The sequence below is a fragment of the Phenylobacterium sp. genome, from assembly GCF_035475775.1.
In the GTDB taxonomy this organism is placed as follows: domain Bacteria; phylum Pseudomonadota; class Alphaproteobacteria; order Caulobacterales; family Caulobacteraceae; genus Phenylobacterium.
Genome location: NZ_DATIMC010000133.1, coordinates 1 through 16157 on the forward strand (window position 1 = coordinate 1; position 16157 = coordinate 16157).

General features: G+C 72.0%; 15 protein-coding genes. 4 read left to right on the top strand and 11 right to left on the bottom strand.

Going from position 1 to position 16157, the window contains the following annotated elements; translation table 11 throughout:
- The coding region (locus VLI41_RS15515; RefSeq protein WP_325268992.1) for an anti-sigma factor family protein at window positions 1-225 on the bottom strand (225 nt) is incomplete at its 3' end.
- On the bottom strand, window positions 222-866 hold the full coding sequence (locus tag VLI41_RS15520; protein WP_325268993.1) for a sigma-70 family RNA polymerase sigma factor: 645 nt from the start codon (window positions 864-866) through the stop codon (window positions 222-224). The genes VLI41_RS15520 and VLI41_RS15515, both read right to left, overlap by 4 nt.
- A gap of 186 nt (window positions 867-1052) precedes the next feature.
- On the opposite strand from VLI41_RS15520, the gene VLI41_RS15525 reads away from it, so the two are divergent.
- Together VLI41_RS15525 and VLI41_RS15530 are read left to right on the top strand one after the other, a co-directional pair.
- On the top strand, window positions 1053-2837 hold the full coding sequence (locus VLI41_RS15525) for a feruloyl-CoA synthase (protein WP_325268994.1): 1785 nt from the start codon (window positions 1053-1055) through the stop codon (window positions 2835-2837).
- Window positions 2834-4375, top strand: a complete 1542-nt coding sequence (locus VLI41_RS15530) for an acetolactate synthase large subunit (protein ID WP_325268995.1) — start codon at window positions 2834-2836, stop codon at window positions 4373-4375. Before VLI41_RS15525 ends, VLI41_RS15530 begins: the two co-directional genes overlap by 4 nt.
- A 70-nt stretch (window positions 4376-4445) precedes the next feature.
- On the opposite strand, the gene VLI41_RS15535 is transcribed toward VLI41_RS15530, so the two are convergent.
- Complete coding sequence (locus tag VLI41_RS15535) at window positions 4446-5759, bottom strand: hypothetical protein (RefSeq protein WP_325268996.1); 1314 nt, start codon at window positions 5757-5759, stop codon at window positions 4446-4448.
- Between the two features lie 218 nt (window positions 5760-5977).
- Between VLI41_RS15535 and VLI41_RS15540 the strand changes: the two genes are divergently transcribed.
- The gene (locus VLI41_RS15540; protein WP_325268997.1) at window positions 5978-6535 is read left to right on the top strand and encodes a hypothetical protein; all 558 of its coding nucleotides are present in this window, start codon (window positions 5978-5980) and stop codon (window positions 6533-6535) included.
- A 3-nt stretch (window positions 6536-6538) separates the two neighbouring features.
- Here the strand turns inward: VLI41_RS15540 and VLI41_RS15545 are convergent, their stop codons facing one another.
- The 8 genes from VLI41_RS15545 to VLI41_RS15580 form a co-directional block, all read right to left on the bottom strand.
- Entirely contained in the window at window positions 6539-7522 is a 984-nt protein-coding gene (locus VLI41_RS15545; protein WP_325268998.1) for a nitronate monooxygenase family protein, read from the bottom strand.
- A 68-nt stretch (window positions 7523-7590) separates the two neighbouring features.
- A complete protein-coding gene (locus tag VLI41_RS15550; RefSeq protein WP_325268999.1) occupies window positions 7591-8373 on the bottom strand; it encodes an SDR family NAD(P)-dependent oxidoreductase in 783 nt (260 codons plus the stop codon).
- Window positions 8374-8448: 75 nt separating this feature from the next.
- On the bottom strand, window positions 8449-9243 hold the full coding sequence (locus VLI41_RS15555) for a 3-hydroxybutyrate dehydrogenase (RefSeq protein WP_325269000.1): 795 nt from the start codon (window positions 9241-9243) through the stop codon (window positions 8449-8451).
- Window positions 9236-10042: a peroxide stress protein YaaA gene (yaaA, locus tag VLI41_RS15560; protein ID WP_325269001.1), complete on the bottom strand. Its 807-nt coding sequence runs from the start codon at window positions 10040-10042 to the stop codon at window positions 9236-9238. Before yaaA ends, VLI41_RS15555 begins: the two co-directional genes overlap by 8 nt.
- Window positions 10043-10071: 29 nt before the next feature.
- Entirely contained in the window at window positions 10072-11481 is a 1410-nt protein-coding gene (locus VLI41_RS15565; protein WP_325269002.1) for an FAD-binding oxidoreductase, read from the bottom strand.
- A 24-nt stretch (window positions 11482-11505) separates the two neighbouring features.
- Window positions 11506-12480, bottom strand: coding sequence for an L-threonylcarbamoyladenylate synthase (locus tag VLI41_RS15570; RefSeq protein WP_325269003.1), 975 nt, complete (start codon window positions 12478-12480; stop codon window positions 11506-11508).
- Window positions 12411-13736: a YceI family protein gene (locus VLI41_RS15575; protein ID WP_325269004.1), complete on the bottom strand. Its 1326-nt coding sequence runs from the start codon at window positions 13734-13736 to the stop codon at window positions 12411-12413. Before VLI41_RS15575 ends, VLI41_RS15570 begins: the two co-directional genes overlap by 70 nt.
- Before the next feature lie 6 nt (window positions 13737-13742).
- Window positions 13743-14345 carry a YceI family protein gene (locus VLI41_RS15580; RefSeq protein WP_325269005.1) on the bottom strand — a complete coding sequence of 201 codons (603 nt, stop codon included), beginning with the start codon at window positions 14343-14345 and terminating at the stop codon, window positions 13743-13745.
- Window positions 14346-14490: 145 nt separating this feature from the next.
- On the opposite strand from VLI41_RS15580, the gene VLI41_RS15585 reads away from it, so the two are divergent.
- The coding region (locus VLI41_RS15585) for an acyl-CoA dehydrogenase (protein WP_325269006.1) at window positions 14491-16157 on the top strand (1667 nt) is incomplete at its 3' end.

The window sequence follows — 16157 nt, forward strand, 5'->3', positions numbered from 1 at the left end:
ATCGGCCAGACGCGCCTGCAGCGACGCCGGCGGACGCAGCACCTCGCTCGGCCAGGCCACGAAGCGGTCGACCACCCCGCGCAGGCTCTCCAGCTCGCGCCGGCAGTCCGCGCATCCGGCGATGTGGGCCTCGGCCGCGAATGCCTCCTGCGCGGACAGCGCCTCAGCGGCGTAGGCGCAGGTCAGCTCGCTTTGACCGCACCGATTTGGTTGGAGGCTGTTCATCGCGGTTCCAATTCCGGCGTCAGCGCGTCTCGCAGCTTGTGCAGCCCCGAACGGATGCGCGTCTTGATGGTGCCGAGCGGGAGGTCGAGGCGCCGGGCCGCTTCGGTGTGCGTCAGCCCGGCGAAAAACGTCATCTCGATCGCCTCGCGTTCGTTCGCCGTGAGCGACGACAGCGCGTTGCGCAGAGCCGTTCGCTGCTCCTGCAGCACGAGCAGATGGTGCGGATCGGGGACCGGTTCGGCCTCCGGGTGGGCGCTGCCGTCCGGATTGCGCTTTTTCCGGGCCTCGAAGCGCAGCCGGTCGATGGCGCGCGAACGGGCCTGGTTCATGATCCACCCGAGCACCGTACCGCCGGCAGGGTCATAGCCGGCCGCGCCCCGCCAGATATCGTGGAAGACGTCGAGCGTGAGCTCTTCGGCGGTCTGGGGATTGGCCGTGATCCGCATGACCAGAGTGAACACGAGGCGATGCGCACGCTCGTAGAGCGCATGCAGCGCGAGCTGATCGCCGGCGGCGATCGCCTCTACGAGACTCGCCCAGTCCTGCTCCGGCGGCGGCGCCTTTTGGCTCGCGTAGAGGACATCGCCCAGCGTCGCCGGCGAGGTTTGTTCAGCGCTCTCGTTCAAGGGCAGCTCCGACATCGCAGGGGATCTAGAGGACTTCCGCCCGGCCGTTCAAGATCGCCCGGCCGGATTTTGCAGCCTAACGATCGCGGCCGCCCCGATCGGCATGGGGAGACGCGGCCAGTCCGCAGCCGCGCCCCAACCCCGCCGAGCACGGCAGAGCGGCCTTCCCTTTCCCGGCGTCGCTTGGAATAAGCGTGCTCGATGGACGCCGAGACCTCGCTGCTGACCGCGCCGTTCCGCGAGGCGCGCTATGCGCCGCGTGCGCTCGAGGTCGCCCACCGGCCGGGCGGCGAGATGGTGCTGACCAACCCGCGGCCCTACGAGACCCGCTTCCAGACCATGACCGCGGCGCTCGCCCATTGGGCCGAGGTCGCCCCGGCGCGCCCCTGGCTCGCCGAGCGCTCCGGCGGCGGCTGGCGCACGATCGGCTACGCCGAGGGGTTCGACCGGGTCCGCACGCTGGCCGGCGGCCTCGCCGAGGCGGGGCTCCTCTCCGAACGCCCGCTGCTCATCCTCTCGGCCAACGGCATCGAGCATGCGCTGATCAAGTATGCGGCGATGAGCCAGGCGATGCCGGCCGCCCCGGTCTCGGCGCAGTACGGCCTGAAGGGCGCGAACCTCGCCCGCCTCGCCCACGCCTGCGAGGTGCTGCAGCCTGCGGCGGTCTACGTCGAGGACGCCGACCGCTTCGCCGACGGGCTCTCCTGCGAGGCCCTGGCCGGCCTGCCGGTGATCGCCGGCCGCAACCCCCGCCCCGGCGACATCCCGCTGGAGCGGCTCTTCCGCGCCGCGCCGGCCGAGCCCGTCGCCCAGCCCGAGGATCACGCCAAGTACCTGCTCACCTCCGGCTCGACCGGACTTCCCAAGGCGGTGATCTGCACGCACCGCACGGTCTCGCTCAACTCCGCCCAGATCGCCGCCTGCTTCGAGGATCCCGAGCCGCCGGTGCTGGTCCACTCCGCGCCCTGGAGCCACAGCCTCGGGGCCAACTCCATCCTGCACTACACCACCCACCGCGGCGGCACGCTCTACATCGACGCCGGCCAGCCGGTCGCCGGCCGCTTCGCCGAGACGGTCAGGAACCTCACGGAGATCTCGCCCACCTACCAGAACATGGTGCCGGCCGGCTGGATGCTGTTCGCAGAGGCGCTGGAGCGTGACGCGGCGCTGGCCCGCCGCTTCTTCGAACGTGTGCGGCTGCTGCAGTACGGCGGCGCGGCACTCGGCCAGACGGTCGCCGACCGCATCCAGGCGGTCGCCCTCCGCACGGTGGGCGAGAAGATCAGCTTCGGCTCCGGCTACGGCGCGACCGAGACCGGCCCGACGGCCTGCAACGTCCACTGGCTCAACGACCGCATGGGGATGATCGGCCTGCCGATCCCGGGCACGTCGGTCCGCCTGGTCCCGGAGGCCGGCAAGCTGGAGTTCCGCGTCAAGGGCCCGCAGGTCTCGCCCGGGTATCTCGGCCGCCCCGACCTCTCGGCGCGCGCCTTCGACGCGGAGGGCTTCTATGCGCTGGGCGACGCGGCCCGCTTCGTCGATCCCGCCGATCCCGGGAAGGGGATGATCTTCGACGGCCGGCTCTCGGAGAACTTCAAGCTGGCCAGCGGGACCTTCGTCGGCGTGGGCGAGCTGCGCATCCGCGCGATCGGGGCGATCGGCGGCTCGGTCACCGACGCGGTGGTCTGCGGCGAGGGCGAGGCGGGCGTCGGCCTGCTGCTCTATGCCAGCCCCGCCCGGCCGCGCGCCGAGGTCGAAGCCGCGGTCCGCGACGGGCTCGCCCGGTTCAACGCCCAGTCCGGCGGCGCCGGCTCGCGGATCGCTCGCGCCCTGGTGCTGCCGGACGGCCCCGACGCCGCCCGCGGCGAGATCACCGACAAGGGCTATATCGCCCAGGCGCTCGCGCGCCGGCTGCGGGCCGAGGCCGTGGCCCGCCTGTTCGCCGATCCCTGTCCACCCGAGGTGATGGAGTTTCCGATCCCATGAACGGCGCCGACGCCCTGATCGCCACCTTCGTCGCCAACGAGGTGACCGCCTGCTTCGCCAATCCCGGCACCTCGGAGATGCAGTTCGTCGCTGCGCTCGACCGCAACCCGCAGATGCGGCCGGTGCTCTGCCTGTTCGAAGGCGTCGCCACGGGCGCCGCCGACGGCTACGGCCGCATGGCCGAGCGTCCGGCCTGCACGCTGCTGCACCTCGGCCCGGGCTACGGCAACGGCGCGGCCAACCTGCACAACGCCCGGCGCGCCTTCACCCCGATCGTCAACGTCATCGGCGACCACGCCACCTACCACCGTCAGTACGACGCGCCGCTCAACTCCGACATCGCCACCCTGGTGAAGCCCAATTCGCTGTGGGCCAAGTCGGTGGAGAGCCCCGACGAGGTGGCGGGCGTGGCGGCCGAGGCGGTCGCCGCCAGCCAGACGCCGCCCTGCGGGCCCGTCGCCCTGATCCTGCCCGCCGACTCGGCCTGGCTGGAGACCAGGAGCGCGCCGGTCATGGCCCAGAAGCCGGCTCGTCCCGCCCCCAAGGGCGAGGCCGTCGAGGCCGCGGCCCGCGCCATCAAGGCGGCGAAGAAGCCGATGGTGCTGATCGGCGGCCAGGCCTGCCGCGCCGAGGGGCTGAAGGAAGCGGCCCGGCTGCAGGCGGCCGGCGTGCAGGTGTTCGCCGACACCTTCGTCGCCCGCCAGCCGCGCGGCGCCGGCCACTACGCGCCCAGGCGCATGCAGTACTTCGGCGAGATGGCGCTGGCCGAGCTCGAGGGCGTCGACCTGATGGTGTTCGCCGGCACCGCCCAGCCGGTCGCCTTCTTCGCCTACCCGAACCGGCCGAGCGTGCTGGTCCCCGAGGGCTGCCGGACGCTCTCGCTCGCCGATCGCGCCGAGGATGCGGTCGCCGGCCTCGCCGCGCTCGCCGACGCGCTGGGCGCGCCGAAGCAAGGGCCGGCCCAGCCGCTCTCCAAGCCCGACGCCGCGCCGTCGGGAGCGCTGAGCCCGCAACTCGCCGGCATCTCCGTCGCCCGCCACCTTCCGGAAGGGGCGATCGTCTGCGACGACAGCGTGACCTCCGGCGGCGGCATCGCCGTGCCGGCCATGACCTGCGCCCCGCACGAGGTGCTGGCGCTGACCGGCGGGGCGATCGGCGCGGGCCTGCCCCTGGCGGTAGGCGCCGCCGTCGCCTGCCCGGAGCGCAAGGTGGTCTCGCTGAACGGCGACGGGGCGGCCATGTACACCGTGCAGTCGCTCTGGACCATGGCGCGCGAGAACCTCGACGTCACCGCCGTGGTGTTCGCCAACAACACCTACCGCATCCTCAATATCGAGATGATGCGCACCGGCGCCGGCCAGGCCGGACCCCAGGCCGCCAAGCTGCTGGAGCTCGGCGATCCGGCGATCGACTGGACCTCGCTCGCCAAGGGGCTCGGCCTGCCGGCCGTGCGCTGCGACACGGCCGAGGCGTTCGAGGCCGCCTTCGCCGGCGCCATGGCCCGGCGCGGCCCGATGTTCATCGAAGCCGCGATCTGACCGCCCGCCCAAGAAGAAGGCCCGCGGGGCGATCCCGCGGGCCTCGGTGCTTGACGCCCTGAGGCTCGGCTCAGCTCGTCTTGTTGCCGGGCAGCTGGCAGCCGCCGGAGAAGCGGCAGCCGGTCGCCGCCACGGCCGTGACGGTCGGGGCCGTGTTGTACTCGATCATGTAGCCCGGCAGCCCGTCGGAGCAGGCCACCTCGACCAGGATGGTGCCCTTCTGGGTCTTGGCCGCCAGCCTGGCGTTGGAGACCGTGCAGGTCTTCTGGTTGAACTTGCGCAGGTCCTCGGTGAGCCCCGCGTAGTCCACCTTGCCCAGGCTGCACTTGTAGCCCGCGGCGAGCGCGCGGCCGCAGTCGAGCACCTGGCCCTTGCCGGTCGGCGGGAACAGGCCCACGGCGCTGGCGCCGTTGGCGCAGAGCAGCTCGACCGCCTCGTCGTTCCCCTTCATCGGGAACTCGGCGTACTTGGTCACCTGGCAGTTGGAGCCCGAGTTCTTGGCGAGCTTGGTGTAGAGCGCCGCCTCGTCCGACTGGGCCTGCCGGGCGTCGGTGAGCTGGCAGCCGCCCAGGATGCTGACCGCGTGCGCGCAATCCCAGCTCTGGGCGAGCGCGCCCTTGGCGACCTTGTAGATGTAGCCCTTACCGTCCTGGCAGGAGGTCTCGTAATAGTCCGCGCCGTCCTGGGCGGTGCCCACGAAGCGGCGGTCCTTGATCACGCAGCTGTTCTTCGCCGCCTGCGCGTAGCGGTCGATGACCGCCAGCCGCGCGGCGCGGTCCGTGAGCGTGCACTTGATGTTGCCGCCGCCCTCGTCGAAGTTCAGGCAGTTCTGCGCCTGGACGGGCTTGCCGGTGTCGAACGGCGCCGAGCCGATGAGCACGTAACCCGCGCCTTCCTGGCAGGCCACCTCGAAGAAGCTCTGTGTCTTGGTGTGCCCGATCCCGCGCGCCTGGGTGGGCGTGCATTGCGAGCCCGCCTTGCTCAGGGCGCTCGCGAGGATCGCCTTCGGATCGCTGTTGCCCGGCAGGACGCAGGGCAGCGGCGGCGGCTTGCCGGGTTCGTTCGCGGTGTCCGCCTCGACACAGCTGTAGGCCTCCGGCGTCCCGCCGGCGGCGGCTTGCAGGATGTAGCCCATCTGTCCGGGCTGGCAGGCGACCTCGTAGAAGCTCATCGCCGGCTTCCCGGCCTTCTTGTCCTCGGCCGTCTTGCCGACGAAGCGGGCGTCGCTCACCTGGCAGTTCAGGCCCGCGGCCTGCACCAGCGGCGGCGCGTCGGCCATGCCCTGCTTGCGCTCGGCCGCGCTCACCTTCGGCGCGTCCTTGGGCGCCGAAATCACCGCCGCGGGCGCCAGCGCCGCGACCAGCAGGGCAGCGGCCAGCCCCAATACCTTTGGCCTCATAGTCTCAAGCTCTCCTGGGTGGATTCCTGTTTGGGCGCACATAAGCGCCGCGATCGCTCCGGGGTCAAGTTGGCGCCGCGCACCCGGGCAAAGTGTGGCGCAGTTACAAGGGTTTAGACGCCGCCGTGAGCCGGAGCGGATTTCCCGCGGTCAGACACCTGACGCCACGCTCGCGCCCAAGTCCTGGGGCTGGTAGCCCCTGCATGATGCGCCGCAAGACCGCCCTGATCGCCCTCGCCGCCGCGGCGCTCGCCCCGGCCGCGCTCGCCAAGCCGCCGGCCAAGGCCGCGCCTGCGCCGAAACCCGCCGCGGCCCGGCCGCACGTCGTTCCCGCCGGCGGCTTCGACACCGGCAATCCCGCGAACCTCGTCAGCCTGCTCGAGGCCGCGGGGGCCAAGGCGCAGATCGGCAAGCGGGACGCCGACGCGGTGCTGGTCAGCGTGACCTCGCCGGCCGCCAACTTCTCCGCCCAGTTCGCCCAGTGCGACGCGGTGGGCAAGGGCTGCAAGGCGGTGCTGTTCGACACCCAGTCGGAAGGCTCGCCCTCGATGGTCCAGCTCAACGGCTACAACCAGGCTTCGGCATTGTGCCGCGGCTACATGGACAAGGCCGGCAAGGCGCACGTGACCATGTCCCTGCTGCTCTATCCGGACGACACGCGCGCCCATGCCGTGACGGCGCTCGCCGCGTGGCAAGGCTGCATCGGCGACTTCACCAACTTCTCGAAGAACCCGGTGGCCTATCTCGCCGCGGCCCCTTGAGGATCAGGCGGGCTCCGCCGCCCGCGCGCGGAACGCCTGCGCCTTGTCGAGCGCGGTCTCCGCCTCGGCCATGATCCGCCGCACGATCTCGCCGGCCGGAAGCACGTCGCGCACGCCCCCCGCGGACTGGCCCATGGCGAAGGCCGATCGGTCCGCATCCAGGCCTTCGACCTGGCCCGAAATGCCGCCCATCACGCCGGCGCGCGACGACAGCATGGCCTGCTGGGGGAAGGGCTGGATGTCCTGCGGCCGGCCTTCCCAGTCGGCCACGTAGTCGTTCTTCTTCACCCGCATCGGCTTGCCGGAGTAGCAGCGGGTGCGCACCGTGTCCTCGTCCGTGGCCTCCAGGATGACGTCGCGGTACATCTGGCCGGCGTGCGCCTCCTGGCTGGCGATGAAGCGGGTGCCCATCCAGACGCCCACTGCGCCCAGGCACAACGCCGCCGCGAGCCCGCGGCCGTCGTAGAGCCCGCCCGCCGCCACGACCGGCACCTTCACCGTCTCCACGGCCTGGGCGACCAGCGGCATGGTGCCCACCAGCCCGGTGTGGCCGCCGCCCTCGCCGCCCTGGCAGATCACCGCATCGCAGCCGGCCTGCTCGGCCTTCACCGCGTGCTTCACCGCCCCGCACACGACCATCACCTTGAGGCCGCCCTTCTTGAGCTTCTCCAGGATCGGCATGGGCACGCCCAGTCCCGCGACGAACGAGGAGGCGCCCTCCTCGACGATCACGTCCACGCTGGCCAGCAGGCTGTCCGGCGAGGCCGCCAGCAGGTCGACGCCGAACGGCTTGTCGGTGAGCTTGCGCACCGTGCGCATCTGCTCGCGGATGAAGTCGGGGCCGCGCCCGGCCATGCCGAGCACGCCGTAGCCGCCGGCGTTGGAGACCGCCGCGACCAGTTCCGCGTAGGAGACCCCGCCCATGCCGGCCAGCATGATCGGGTGCTTCACGCCCAGCAGGTCGCAAAGAGGGGTGCGCAGGGTCATCGGCCGGCCTCCGGTTTTCGTCAGGATGTCAAAGGCCCGCGCCCAAGGGAACCGTGACGCGAGGTCATTCAGAAGATCGCGTAGCCGCCATCGATCAGGAAGCTGTCGCCGGTGTGGAAGCTGGAGGCGTCGGAGGCCAGGTAGACGGCGATGCCGCCAAAGTCCTGCGGCTCGCCCCAGCGCCGGAACGGCACCCGGCGGATCACCTGTTCCGTGAACTTCTCGTTGCCCTGCGCGCCTTGGGTCATGTCGGTGGCGATCCAGCCCGGCAGCACGGCGTTGGCGCGCACGCCGTAGCGCGCGTGCTCGACGGCGATGGCCCGAATCATCGAGATCACCGCGCCCTTGGTGGCGGCGTAGGCCTCGTTGCGCGCCGCCCCGTCGATCGCCGACAGCGACGAGGTGACGATCAGCGAACCGCCCCGGTCGCCCGTCTCGGCGCGCTCGACGATGTGCTTGCAGGCCTCGCGGAAGGTGAAGAACACCCCGTCCAGATTGACCGACAGCACCCGCCGGTAGGTCTCCGTCGAGAACTCCGCGAACGAACGCGCGCCGCCGCCCACGCCGGCGTTGGCGATCACCGTGTCCACGCGGCCCATGTTCGACACCGCCTCGCGCATGCCCTCGGCGACCTGCCGCTCGTCGGAGACGTCGATCTGCTGGACCAGCACCTGGCGGCCGTGCGCCTTCAGCTTGGCCTCGGCGTCGGCGTTCTTCTGCGGATTGGTGCCCCAGATGACCACGTCGGCCCCGGCCTGGGCGAGCGCCTCGGCCATGCCCAGCCCGATGCCTGAGTTGCCGCCGGTGACCAGCGCGACCTTTCCCGTCAGATCGAACGGCTTGTAGGCCATGGCCCGCGCCTCCCTCTCGGATTCAAACGACTGTTGGAACGGCAATGGCCCTGGAACGAAGCCGGCCGTCAAGCCTCAGGCCGCCGTCCAGCCGCCGTCCACGCTGAGCGCCGCGCCGGTGGTGGCGGCGCCCATGTCCGAGGCCAGGTAGAGCAGCAGGCCCGCGAGCTGCGGATATTCGACGAACGCCTTGTTCGGCTGGGCCGCCAGGATGACGTCCTCGACCACGCGCTCGGCCGGTATGCCGCGGGCCTTGGCCTGATCGGCGATCTGCGCCTCGACGAGCGGCGTCCTTACGTAGCCCGGGCAGATGGCGTTGACGGTCACGCCGCTGCGCGCCAGCTCCAGCGCGGCCGCCTTGGTGAAGCCCACGAGCCCGTGCTTGGCCGCCACGTAGGCCGACTTGAAGGGCGAGGCGACGAGGCCGTGCGCCGAGGCCAGGTTGACGATCCGGCCGCGCCCCTGCGCCTTCATGATCGGGATCGCCGCGCGCGTGGCGTGGAAGGCGCTGGTCAGGTTGATGGCGATGATCTGGTCCCATTTCTCGGGCGGGAAGTCCTCGATCGCCGCCACGTGCTGCACGCCGGCGTTGTTCAACAGGATGTCGAGACGGCCGAGCTCCCGGTGCGCGAAGCCGACCAGGTCCGCGATCTCCGCGGGCCGGGTCATGTCGGCGCCGTGATAGAGCACGCGCACGCCGCTCGCGGCCGCCAGCGCCGCGCGCGCCGCCTCGATCCCGGCGGCATCCCCGAAACCGTTCAGGACCACGTCGACGCCCTCGCCGGCCAGCGCGGCCGCCATGGCCCGGCCGATGCCGCTGGTGGACCCGGTGACGACGGCGGCCTGGCCGCGCAGGCCGTAGTCAGGCATTCGCCGCGGCTTTGCGCTGCTGCGCCACCGGCGGCGGCTGCGGCCGCGAGAAGGTGAGCTCTTCGTCCGTGGACAGGCTCTTGACCAGGCGATAGCCCTCGGAATCGAAGGCCCTCAGCTCGCTCGCCTTTTCGGTCCGGTGGTCGATCGCCCAGCGCGCCAAGAGGCCCCGCGCCTTCTTGGCGAAGAAGGAGATCATCCGCGCCTCGCCATCCTTTTCCTCCAGGAAGCGACAGCTCACCACCGGCAGCTTCAGCGCGCCTCGATCGACCGCGGCGAAGTACTCGCCGCTCGCACAGTTGACCAGCGTCGCGTCCTTGTGCCCCCGCGCGGCCTCGTTGAGCGCCTCGGCGATGCGCGGCCCCCAGAAATCGTAGAGCGAATGTCCCCGCCGGGTCTTCAGCCGCGTTCCCATCTCCAGCCGATAGGGCTGGATCGCATCGAGCGGACGCAGCACGCCATACAGCCCGGAGAGGATCCGCACATGGTCCTGCGCCCAGGCCAGCGCCTTCCTGTCCAGCTCGCGCGCCCTCAGTCCGAGATAGACGTCGCCGTTGAAGGCGAAGGCGGCCTGCACCCCTTCGTCGGAGGCCGGATCGAACGCCTGGAACCGCTCGCGGTTGAGCTTGGCCAGGTTGTCCGACAGCGACATCAGCCGCTTCAGCTCGCGGGCGCTCAGCCGGCGCGTGGTCTTGGCGAGCTCGGCGGTCTGGTCCGCCATCTCCGGCTGGCTCAGCGGGGCGGCGCCCGGCGGGGCGGTGAAGTCGAGCGCCTTGGCTGGCGAGAGGACGATCAGCATCGGAGCGAAGCTTTGGCGCGCATCGCAGGTCAGAACAAGACCCGTGGGTTCATGATCCGCTTGGGGTCGAGCGCCCGGCGGATGGCCCGCATCGCCTCGACCTCGACCGGGCTCTTGTAGCGCAGCGCCTCGGCCGTCTTCATCGCCCCCAGGCCGTGCTCCGCCGAGATCGAGCCGCCGAGCTCGTGGACGATGTCATGGACGATGCGGCTGCCGGCGTCGCGCCGGGCGGCGTGCTCGGCGTCCGATCCTCCGTCTGGCCGGAGCACGTCGTAATGGATGTTGCCGTCGCCGACGTGGCCGAAGGCGGCGATCCGCGCGCCGGGCGCGAAGGCCTGCATGGCCGCGGTGGCGCGCGCGAGGAACTCGGCCACCTGGCTCACCGGGACGGACACGTCGTGCTTCCAGGTGGCGCCTTCGGGCTTCTGGGCCGGCGACTGATTCTCGCGGATCGCCCACAACGCCTTGGCCTGCGCCTCGGTCTGGGCGACGACCGCGTCCTCGATCAGCCCGGCCTCCAGGCCGCCGGCGAGGAACCGCTCCATGGCCGCCTCCGCCGAGCCCGCCTCGCCGGAAGCGAACTCCGCGAGCACGTACCAGGGATGCGGCTCGGCCAGGGGATCGCGCGTGCCGGCGACGTTGCGGAGCGCGAACTCGACTCCCAGCCGGCCCATCAGCTCGAACGCCTCGACCGCCCCGCCGGTCTCCGCCTTGGCCCGCGCCAGCAGCTCGAGCGCGGCCTTGGGGCTCGCCACGCCGGCCAGCGCCACCGCGCGGGAGGCCATCTCCGGATAGAGCTTCAGGGCCGCGGCGGTCACGACCCCCAGCGTGCCCTCCGCCCCGATGAAAAGCTGCTTCAGGTCGTAGCCGGTGTTGTCCTTGCGCAGCCGCTTCAGCCCGTTCCAGACCTCGCCGTTCGGCAGCACGGCCTCGAGCCCCAGCACCAGGTTGCGGGCCATGCCGTAGCGCAGCACCTGGGTGCCGCCGGCGTTGGTCGAGACGAAGCCGCCGACCGTCGCCGAGCCCTCCGAGGCGAGCCCGAGCGGGAAGCGCCGCCTCGCCTGGCCGGCCGCGGCGTGCGCCTCGGCCAGGGTCACGCCCGCCTCGGCGACCAGCACGTCGTCGATGGCGTCGAGGTCGCGGATGCGCTTCAGCCGCTCGGTGGAGAGCAGCACCTCGCCTTGCGGGATCTGGCCGCCGACCAGGCCGGTGTTGCCGCCCTGCGGCGTGATCGGAACGCCCGCCTCGAAGCAGACGCCGACCACCGCGGCCACGTCCTGCGTCGTGCCCGGCAGGGCCAGGAACGGGCTCGTCCCGCTCCAGCGGTCGCGCCACTCGATCAGCTTGGGGGCCAGGCGCTCGGGATCGGTGCTCCAGCCGCCCTGGCCGAGCACGGCCTTCAGGCGCGAGAGCACATCGGCGGGGACGGGCGCGGTCATGACGGCGAGCTTACCGCCTTGGCCTCAGCCCACAAAGCCGGCCGCCCGGCGCAGCCGGTCGTTGATCGCTTCGCCCAGGCCCTCGTCCGGGATCGGGGCCACGGCGATGCCCGAGGCGCCGGACCGGTCGGCCGCCCGCAGGCAGCTGAACAGGTTGGCGGCCGCCTCCTTCAGGTCCCGCGAGGGGCTGAGGCTCCAGGTTCGCTCGCCCGATGTCGCCGGGCCGAAGGCGAGGAAAGCCTCGCCCGCCCAGGGCTGCGCCGCATCGAGCCTGAGCGGCAGGTCGGGCGCATAATGGCGCGCCAGCCGGCCGGGGGAACGACGCGCGTCCGCTTCGGCCTCGGCGAGCGGACCGGCCACCGCCTCGAGCTCGGCCCGCGTGACCGCGCCCGGCCGAAGCAGCCGCGGGACGTCGACCAGAGCCACCACCGTGGACTCCAGGCCGATCTCGCAGGGCCCGCCGTCGAGCGCCTCGGCCGCCGCCGCGCCGGTCTCGGCGCAGGCGTCCTCGAAGGTCGTGGGGCTCGGCCGCCCGGAGCGGTTGGCCGACGGCGCCGCCACGGGCCCGCCGAACAGCGCGAGCAGCCGGCGGGTCAGCGGATGGGCGGGGGCGCGCACCGCCACGGTGTCGAGCCCGGCGCGGGCCAGGTCGCAGACCGCCGCGGGATCGCCTATCGGCAGCACCAGGGTCAGGGGGCCCGGCCAGAAGCGCGCCGCAAGCGCCTCGGCGCGGGCGTCGAAACGGGCGATCGGCCGGGCCGCCGCAACATCGGCCACGTGGGCGATCAGGGGATTGAAGCTCGGCCGCCCCTTCGCCGCGTAGAGCGCCGCCACCGCCTGCGGGTTCGCCGCATCGGCCGCCAGGCCATAGACGGTTTCGGTGGGCAGGATCACCAGCCCGCCGGCGCGGAGCGCCGCGGCGGCGCGGGCTAGCCGCGCTTCGCCGTCAGGTGGACGCTGACGCTCACCTTCGCGGGGATCTGATCGGTCTGCCGCCACTCGCCCTGCCCCACGCCGAACGCCGTCCGGTCCAGGCTGGTTACACCGCTCGCCTCGGCCCTGTCGCCGGTGATGTGCAGCCGGAACGGCAGGTCGACGGGCCGGCTCACCCCGCGCAGCGTGAGCTTGCCGTGCGCCACATAGCGCTCGCCGCCCGCCTTGACGATGCGGTTCGCCGTGAACACCGCCTGCGGATGCGCCGCGGCGTCGAACCAATCGTCGCTGGGCAGCGAGGCGTCCCGCTGCTGGTCGCCGGTGTTCACCGAGGCCACGTCGATGGTGACGGTCACGTGCGAGCGGCCGAGCGCCTCAGGGCTGAACAGGATGTCGGCCTTCCACTTGTCGAACCGCCCGGTGAGCGGCTGGCCGCTCCAGGAGGTCTGGAAACCCAGCGACGAGCCCGGCTGGACGATCCAGCGCACGGGCCCCGCCGGCGCCGGTGAAGCTCTGGGCGCGGCCGGACCGGCCGCCGGGGCCGCGTCATGGGCGGCGGATCGGCCCGGCGCTTCCGGGCTCGGCGACGCTGCGGCGGGCGCGGGCTGCGCGGCGGCCGGCGCGGGGGCCATGCCGGGGGGCGGCGGGGTGACCAGCCAGCCGAAGGCGATCACGCCCAGGAAGGCGGCGACGATGGCGATCAGCCGCGGCTCGAACCAGCGGCCGTCGACCGCGCCCGGCGCCATGCGCGCCAGCACCGGCTCGTCGCGGCTGAACAGCTGGTGCTTCAAGGCGCCGGCCACATGCAGGGCCAGCAGCACGTAGATGAACTTGGAGAGCGTGACGTGGCTGGTCTGGCCGAGGTCCTGCCACATCCGCTTCGCGCCCGGCGCCAGCTCCGACAGCCCGGGGAAGTTCGGCCAGGGGACAACGCCGTAGAGCAGCGTCGGGACGACGATCCGGCTCGCCGAGACCATGATCCAGCCGGTCAGCGGCATGCCGATCATGATCACATAGAAGCCGGCGTGCACCACGCGCGCCAGATGCTTTTCCCATGGCGCCATGGTCGCCGGCATCGGCGGCGGCGGGTTGATCAGCCGCCAGGCGACCCGCAGCAGGCTGAGCCCCAGGATGGTGATCCCGATCGACTTGTGCAGCTGGGTGACCGCGAACTGCTCGGGCGTGTGCGGTCCCGTCATCCGGAAGGACAGCGTGACCTGCAGGATGATCCCGGCGGCGATCAGCCAGTGCAGCACCATGGCGACGGCGGAGTAGCGGCCGCTTCGGACGGCGGCGGGCTCGCGGGCGACGGCGGCGGTCATGGGAGCCTACTTCTTGGTGAACTCGGCCTCGAAGATGAGGTCGACCTCGTCGCCTGCGAACTGGCGCACGGCGCGCTCTCCGAACTCGGTGCGGTTGATCCGCGCGGTTCCCGAGAACCCCACGCGCGTGCCCGCGCCGAGCAGGCCGGGGCCGACGCCGTTGAACGTCGCCTGGAGCGCCACCGGCTTGGTGACCCCGTGGAACGTGAGGTCGCCGTTCACCACGCCTTCCCCGTTCTCGCCGCCTGTGATCCCCGTCGAGACGAAGGTGATGGTCGGATATTTGCCGACATCGAAGTAGCCGGCGATCTGCTTGTTGAAGCCGGGCATGCGGGTGTCGACCGAGGCCGGATCGACGGTGATGGTGACCTTGGTGGCGCGCCAGTTGGCCGGGTCGTAGGAGAACGAGCCGTCCAGCTTGTCGAAGCGCATCGTCAGGCGCGAGAAGCCCCCGAGGTGGGCGATCTTGGCGACCAGGCTGGCGTGCGCCTTGTCGAGGACATAGGTCCCGGCGGGAACCTTGGCCGGGTCGCGGCTCTCGGGCCTGGCGAGCGCCCCACCCGTCAGCGCCAGGCTGAGCGTCAAGACGGCGGCCGCGGTTCGGATCATGGCGGATCTTCCTGCTCTGCTCATCTGATGACGGCTCCCGAGCTTGGTTCCCAAGCTGGACTGAAAGACGGCGGGCGCGTGTCGCTTATTCCCTGACCCGGCGGCGTCGGACTAGAAGGGCGCGGTCCTGTCAGGAGCCTCAGCCATGTCCTTCCGCGCGCCGGTCCGCGATCTCGCCTTCGCGCTGCAGAGCGTGGGCCATCCCGACCTGCTCGCGCGCGCCTTCCCCGAGCTCGATGCAGACACGGTGGCGGCGGTGCTGGAAGGGGCCGGCGCCTTCGCCGAGGCCGAGCTCGCGCCGCTCAACCGCCGCGGCGATGTCGAAGGCGCGCGCTACGCGAACGGCCGGGTCACCGCGGCGCCCGGCTTCGCCCAGGCCTACAGTGCTTTCGCGCAGGGCGGCTGGAACTCGCTCTCCGCCGACCCGGCCTACGGCGGCCAAGGCCTTTCCAAACCGCTCGAACTGGCGGTGTTCGAGATGGTGCACGCCGCCAACATGGCGTTCGGCCTTTGCCCCATGCTGACCCAGGCGGCCATCGAGGCGCTCGCCCAGCATGGCACGGAGCGCCAGAAGCGCCTGGTGCTCCCGAAGCTGGTTTCCGGCGAGTGGACCGGGACCATGAACCTCACCGAACCGCAGGCGGGCTCGGACCTCGCGGCGCTCACCACCCGCGCGGACCCGGACGGCGCCGGCGGCTACCGGCTCACGGGCCAGAAGATCTTCATCACCTGGGGCGACCACGACGTCGCCGACAACATCTGCCACCTGGTGCTCGCCCGCACGCCCGATGCTCCGCCCGGCGTGAAGGGGATCAGCCTGTTCCTCGCCACCAAGCGCCTCGTCAACGACGACGGCTCGCTGGGCGGTCCGAACGAGCTGCGGCCGGCCTCCATCGAGCACAAGCTCGGGATCCACGGCTCGCCCACCTGCGTCATGCTCTACGAGGGCGCGCAGGCCGAGCTGGTCGGCGAGCTCGGCCAGGGCCTGCCGCACATGTTCGTCATGATGAACGCCGCCCGCCTGCAGGTGGGGATGCAGGGCGTGGCGATCGCCGAGCGCGCCTTCCAGCAGGCCTTGGGCTTCAGCCAGGAGCGCCGTCAGGGCCGGGCGGTCTGGTCGGCCGACTATCCCGCGCCGATCTACGCCCACCCCGACGTGCGCCGCATGCTGATGCTGATGAAGGCCAAGATCGAGGCGGCGCGGGCGATCTGCCTGACCACCGGCGTGCTCGCCGACCTCGCCCGCCTCGCCGACAGCGACGAGGAGCGCGCCGGCGCGCGCGCCCGCCAGGAGCTGCTCACCCCCATCGCCAAGGCCTGGTCGACCGACGTCGGCGTCGAGGTGGCCTCGCTCGGGCTGCAGGTGCACGGCGGCATGGGGTTCATCGAGGAGACCGGCGCGGCGCAGCACTACCGCGACGCCCGCATCGCGCCGATCTACGAAGGCGCCAACGGCATCCAGGCGAACGACCTCGTCGGCCGCAAGGCCCCGATGGCCGACGGCGCGGTGATGCGCGAGCTCTGCGCCGAGATGCTGCTCACCGCCCAGACGCTCACCGACGCCCCGGACCTGGCCAGGCTCGGCCAGCGCCTCGCCCAGGGCGCCCAGGCCCTGGAGCACGCCACCGGCTGGCTGCTCGCCCATCGCGGCCCGGACGCGCTCGCCGCGGCCACGCCCTACCTGAAGCTCGCCGGAGACGTGATCGGCGGCTGGATGCTGGGCCGTCAGGCGCTCGCCGCGGCGGGCTCGCCGGATCCGTGGCTGCAGGGCAAGGTCGCCCTCGCGCGATTCTATGGCGGCCAGGTGCTGGC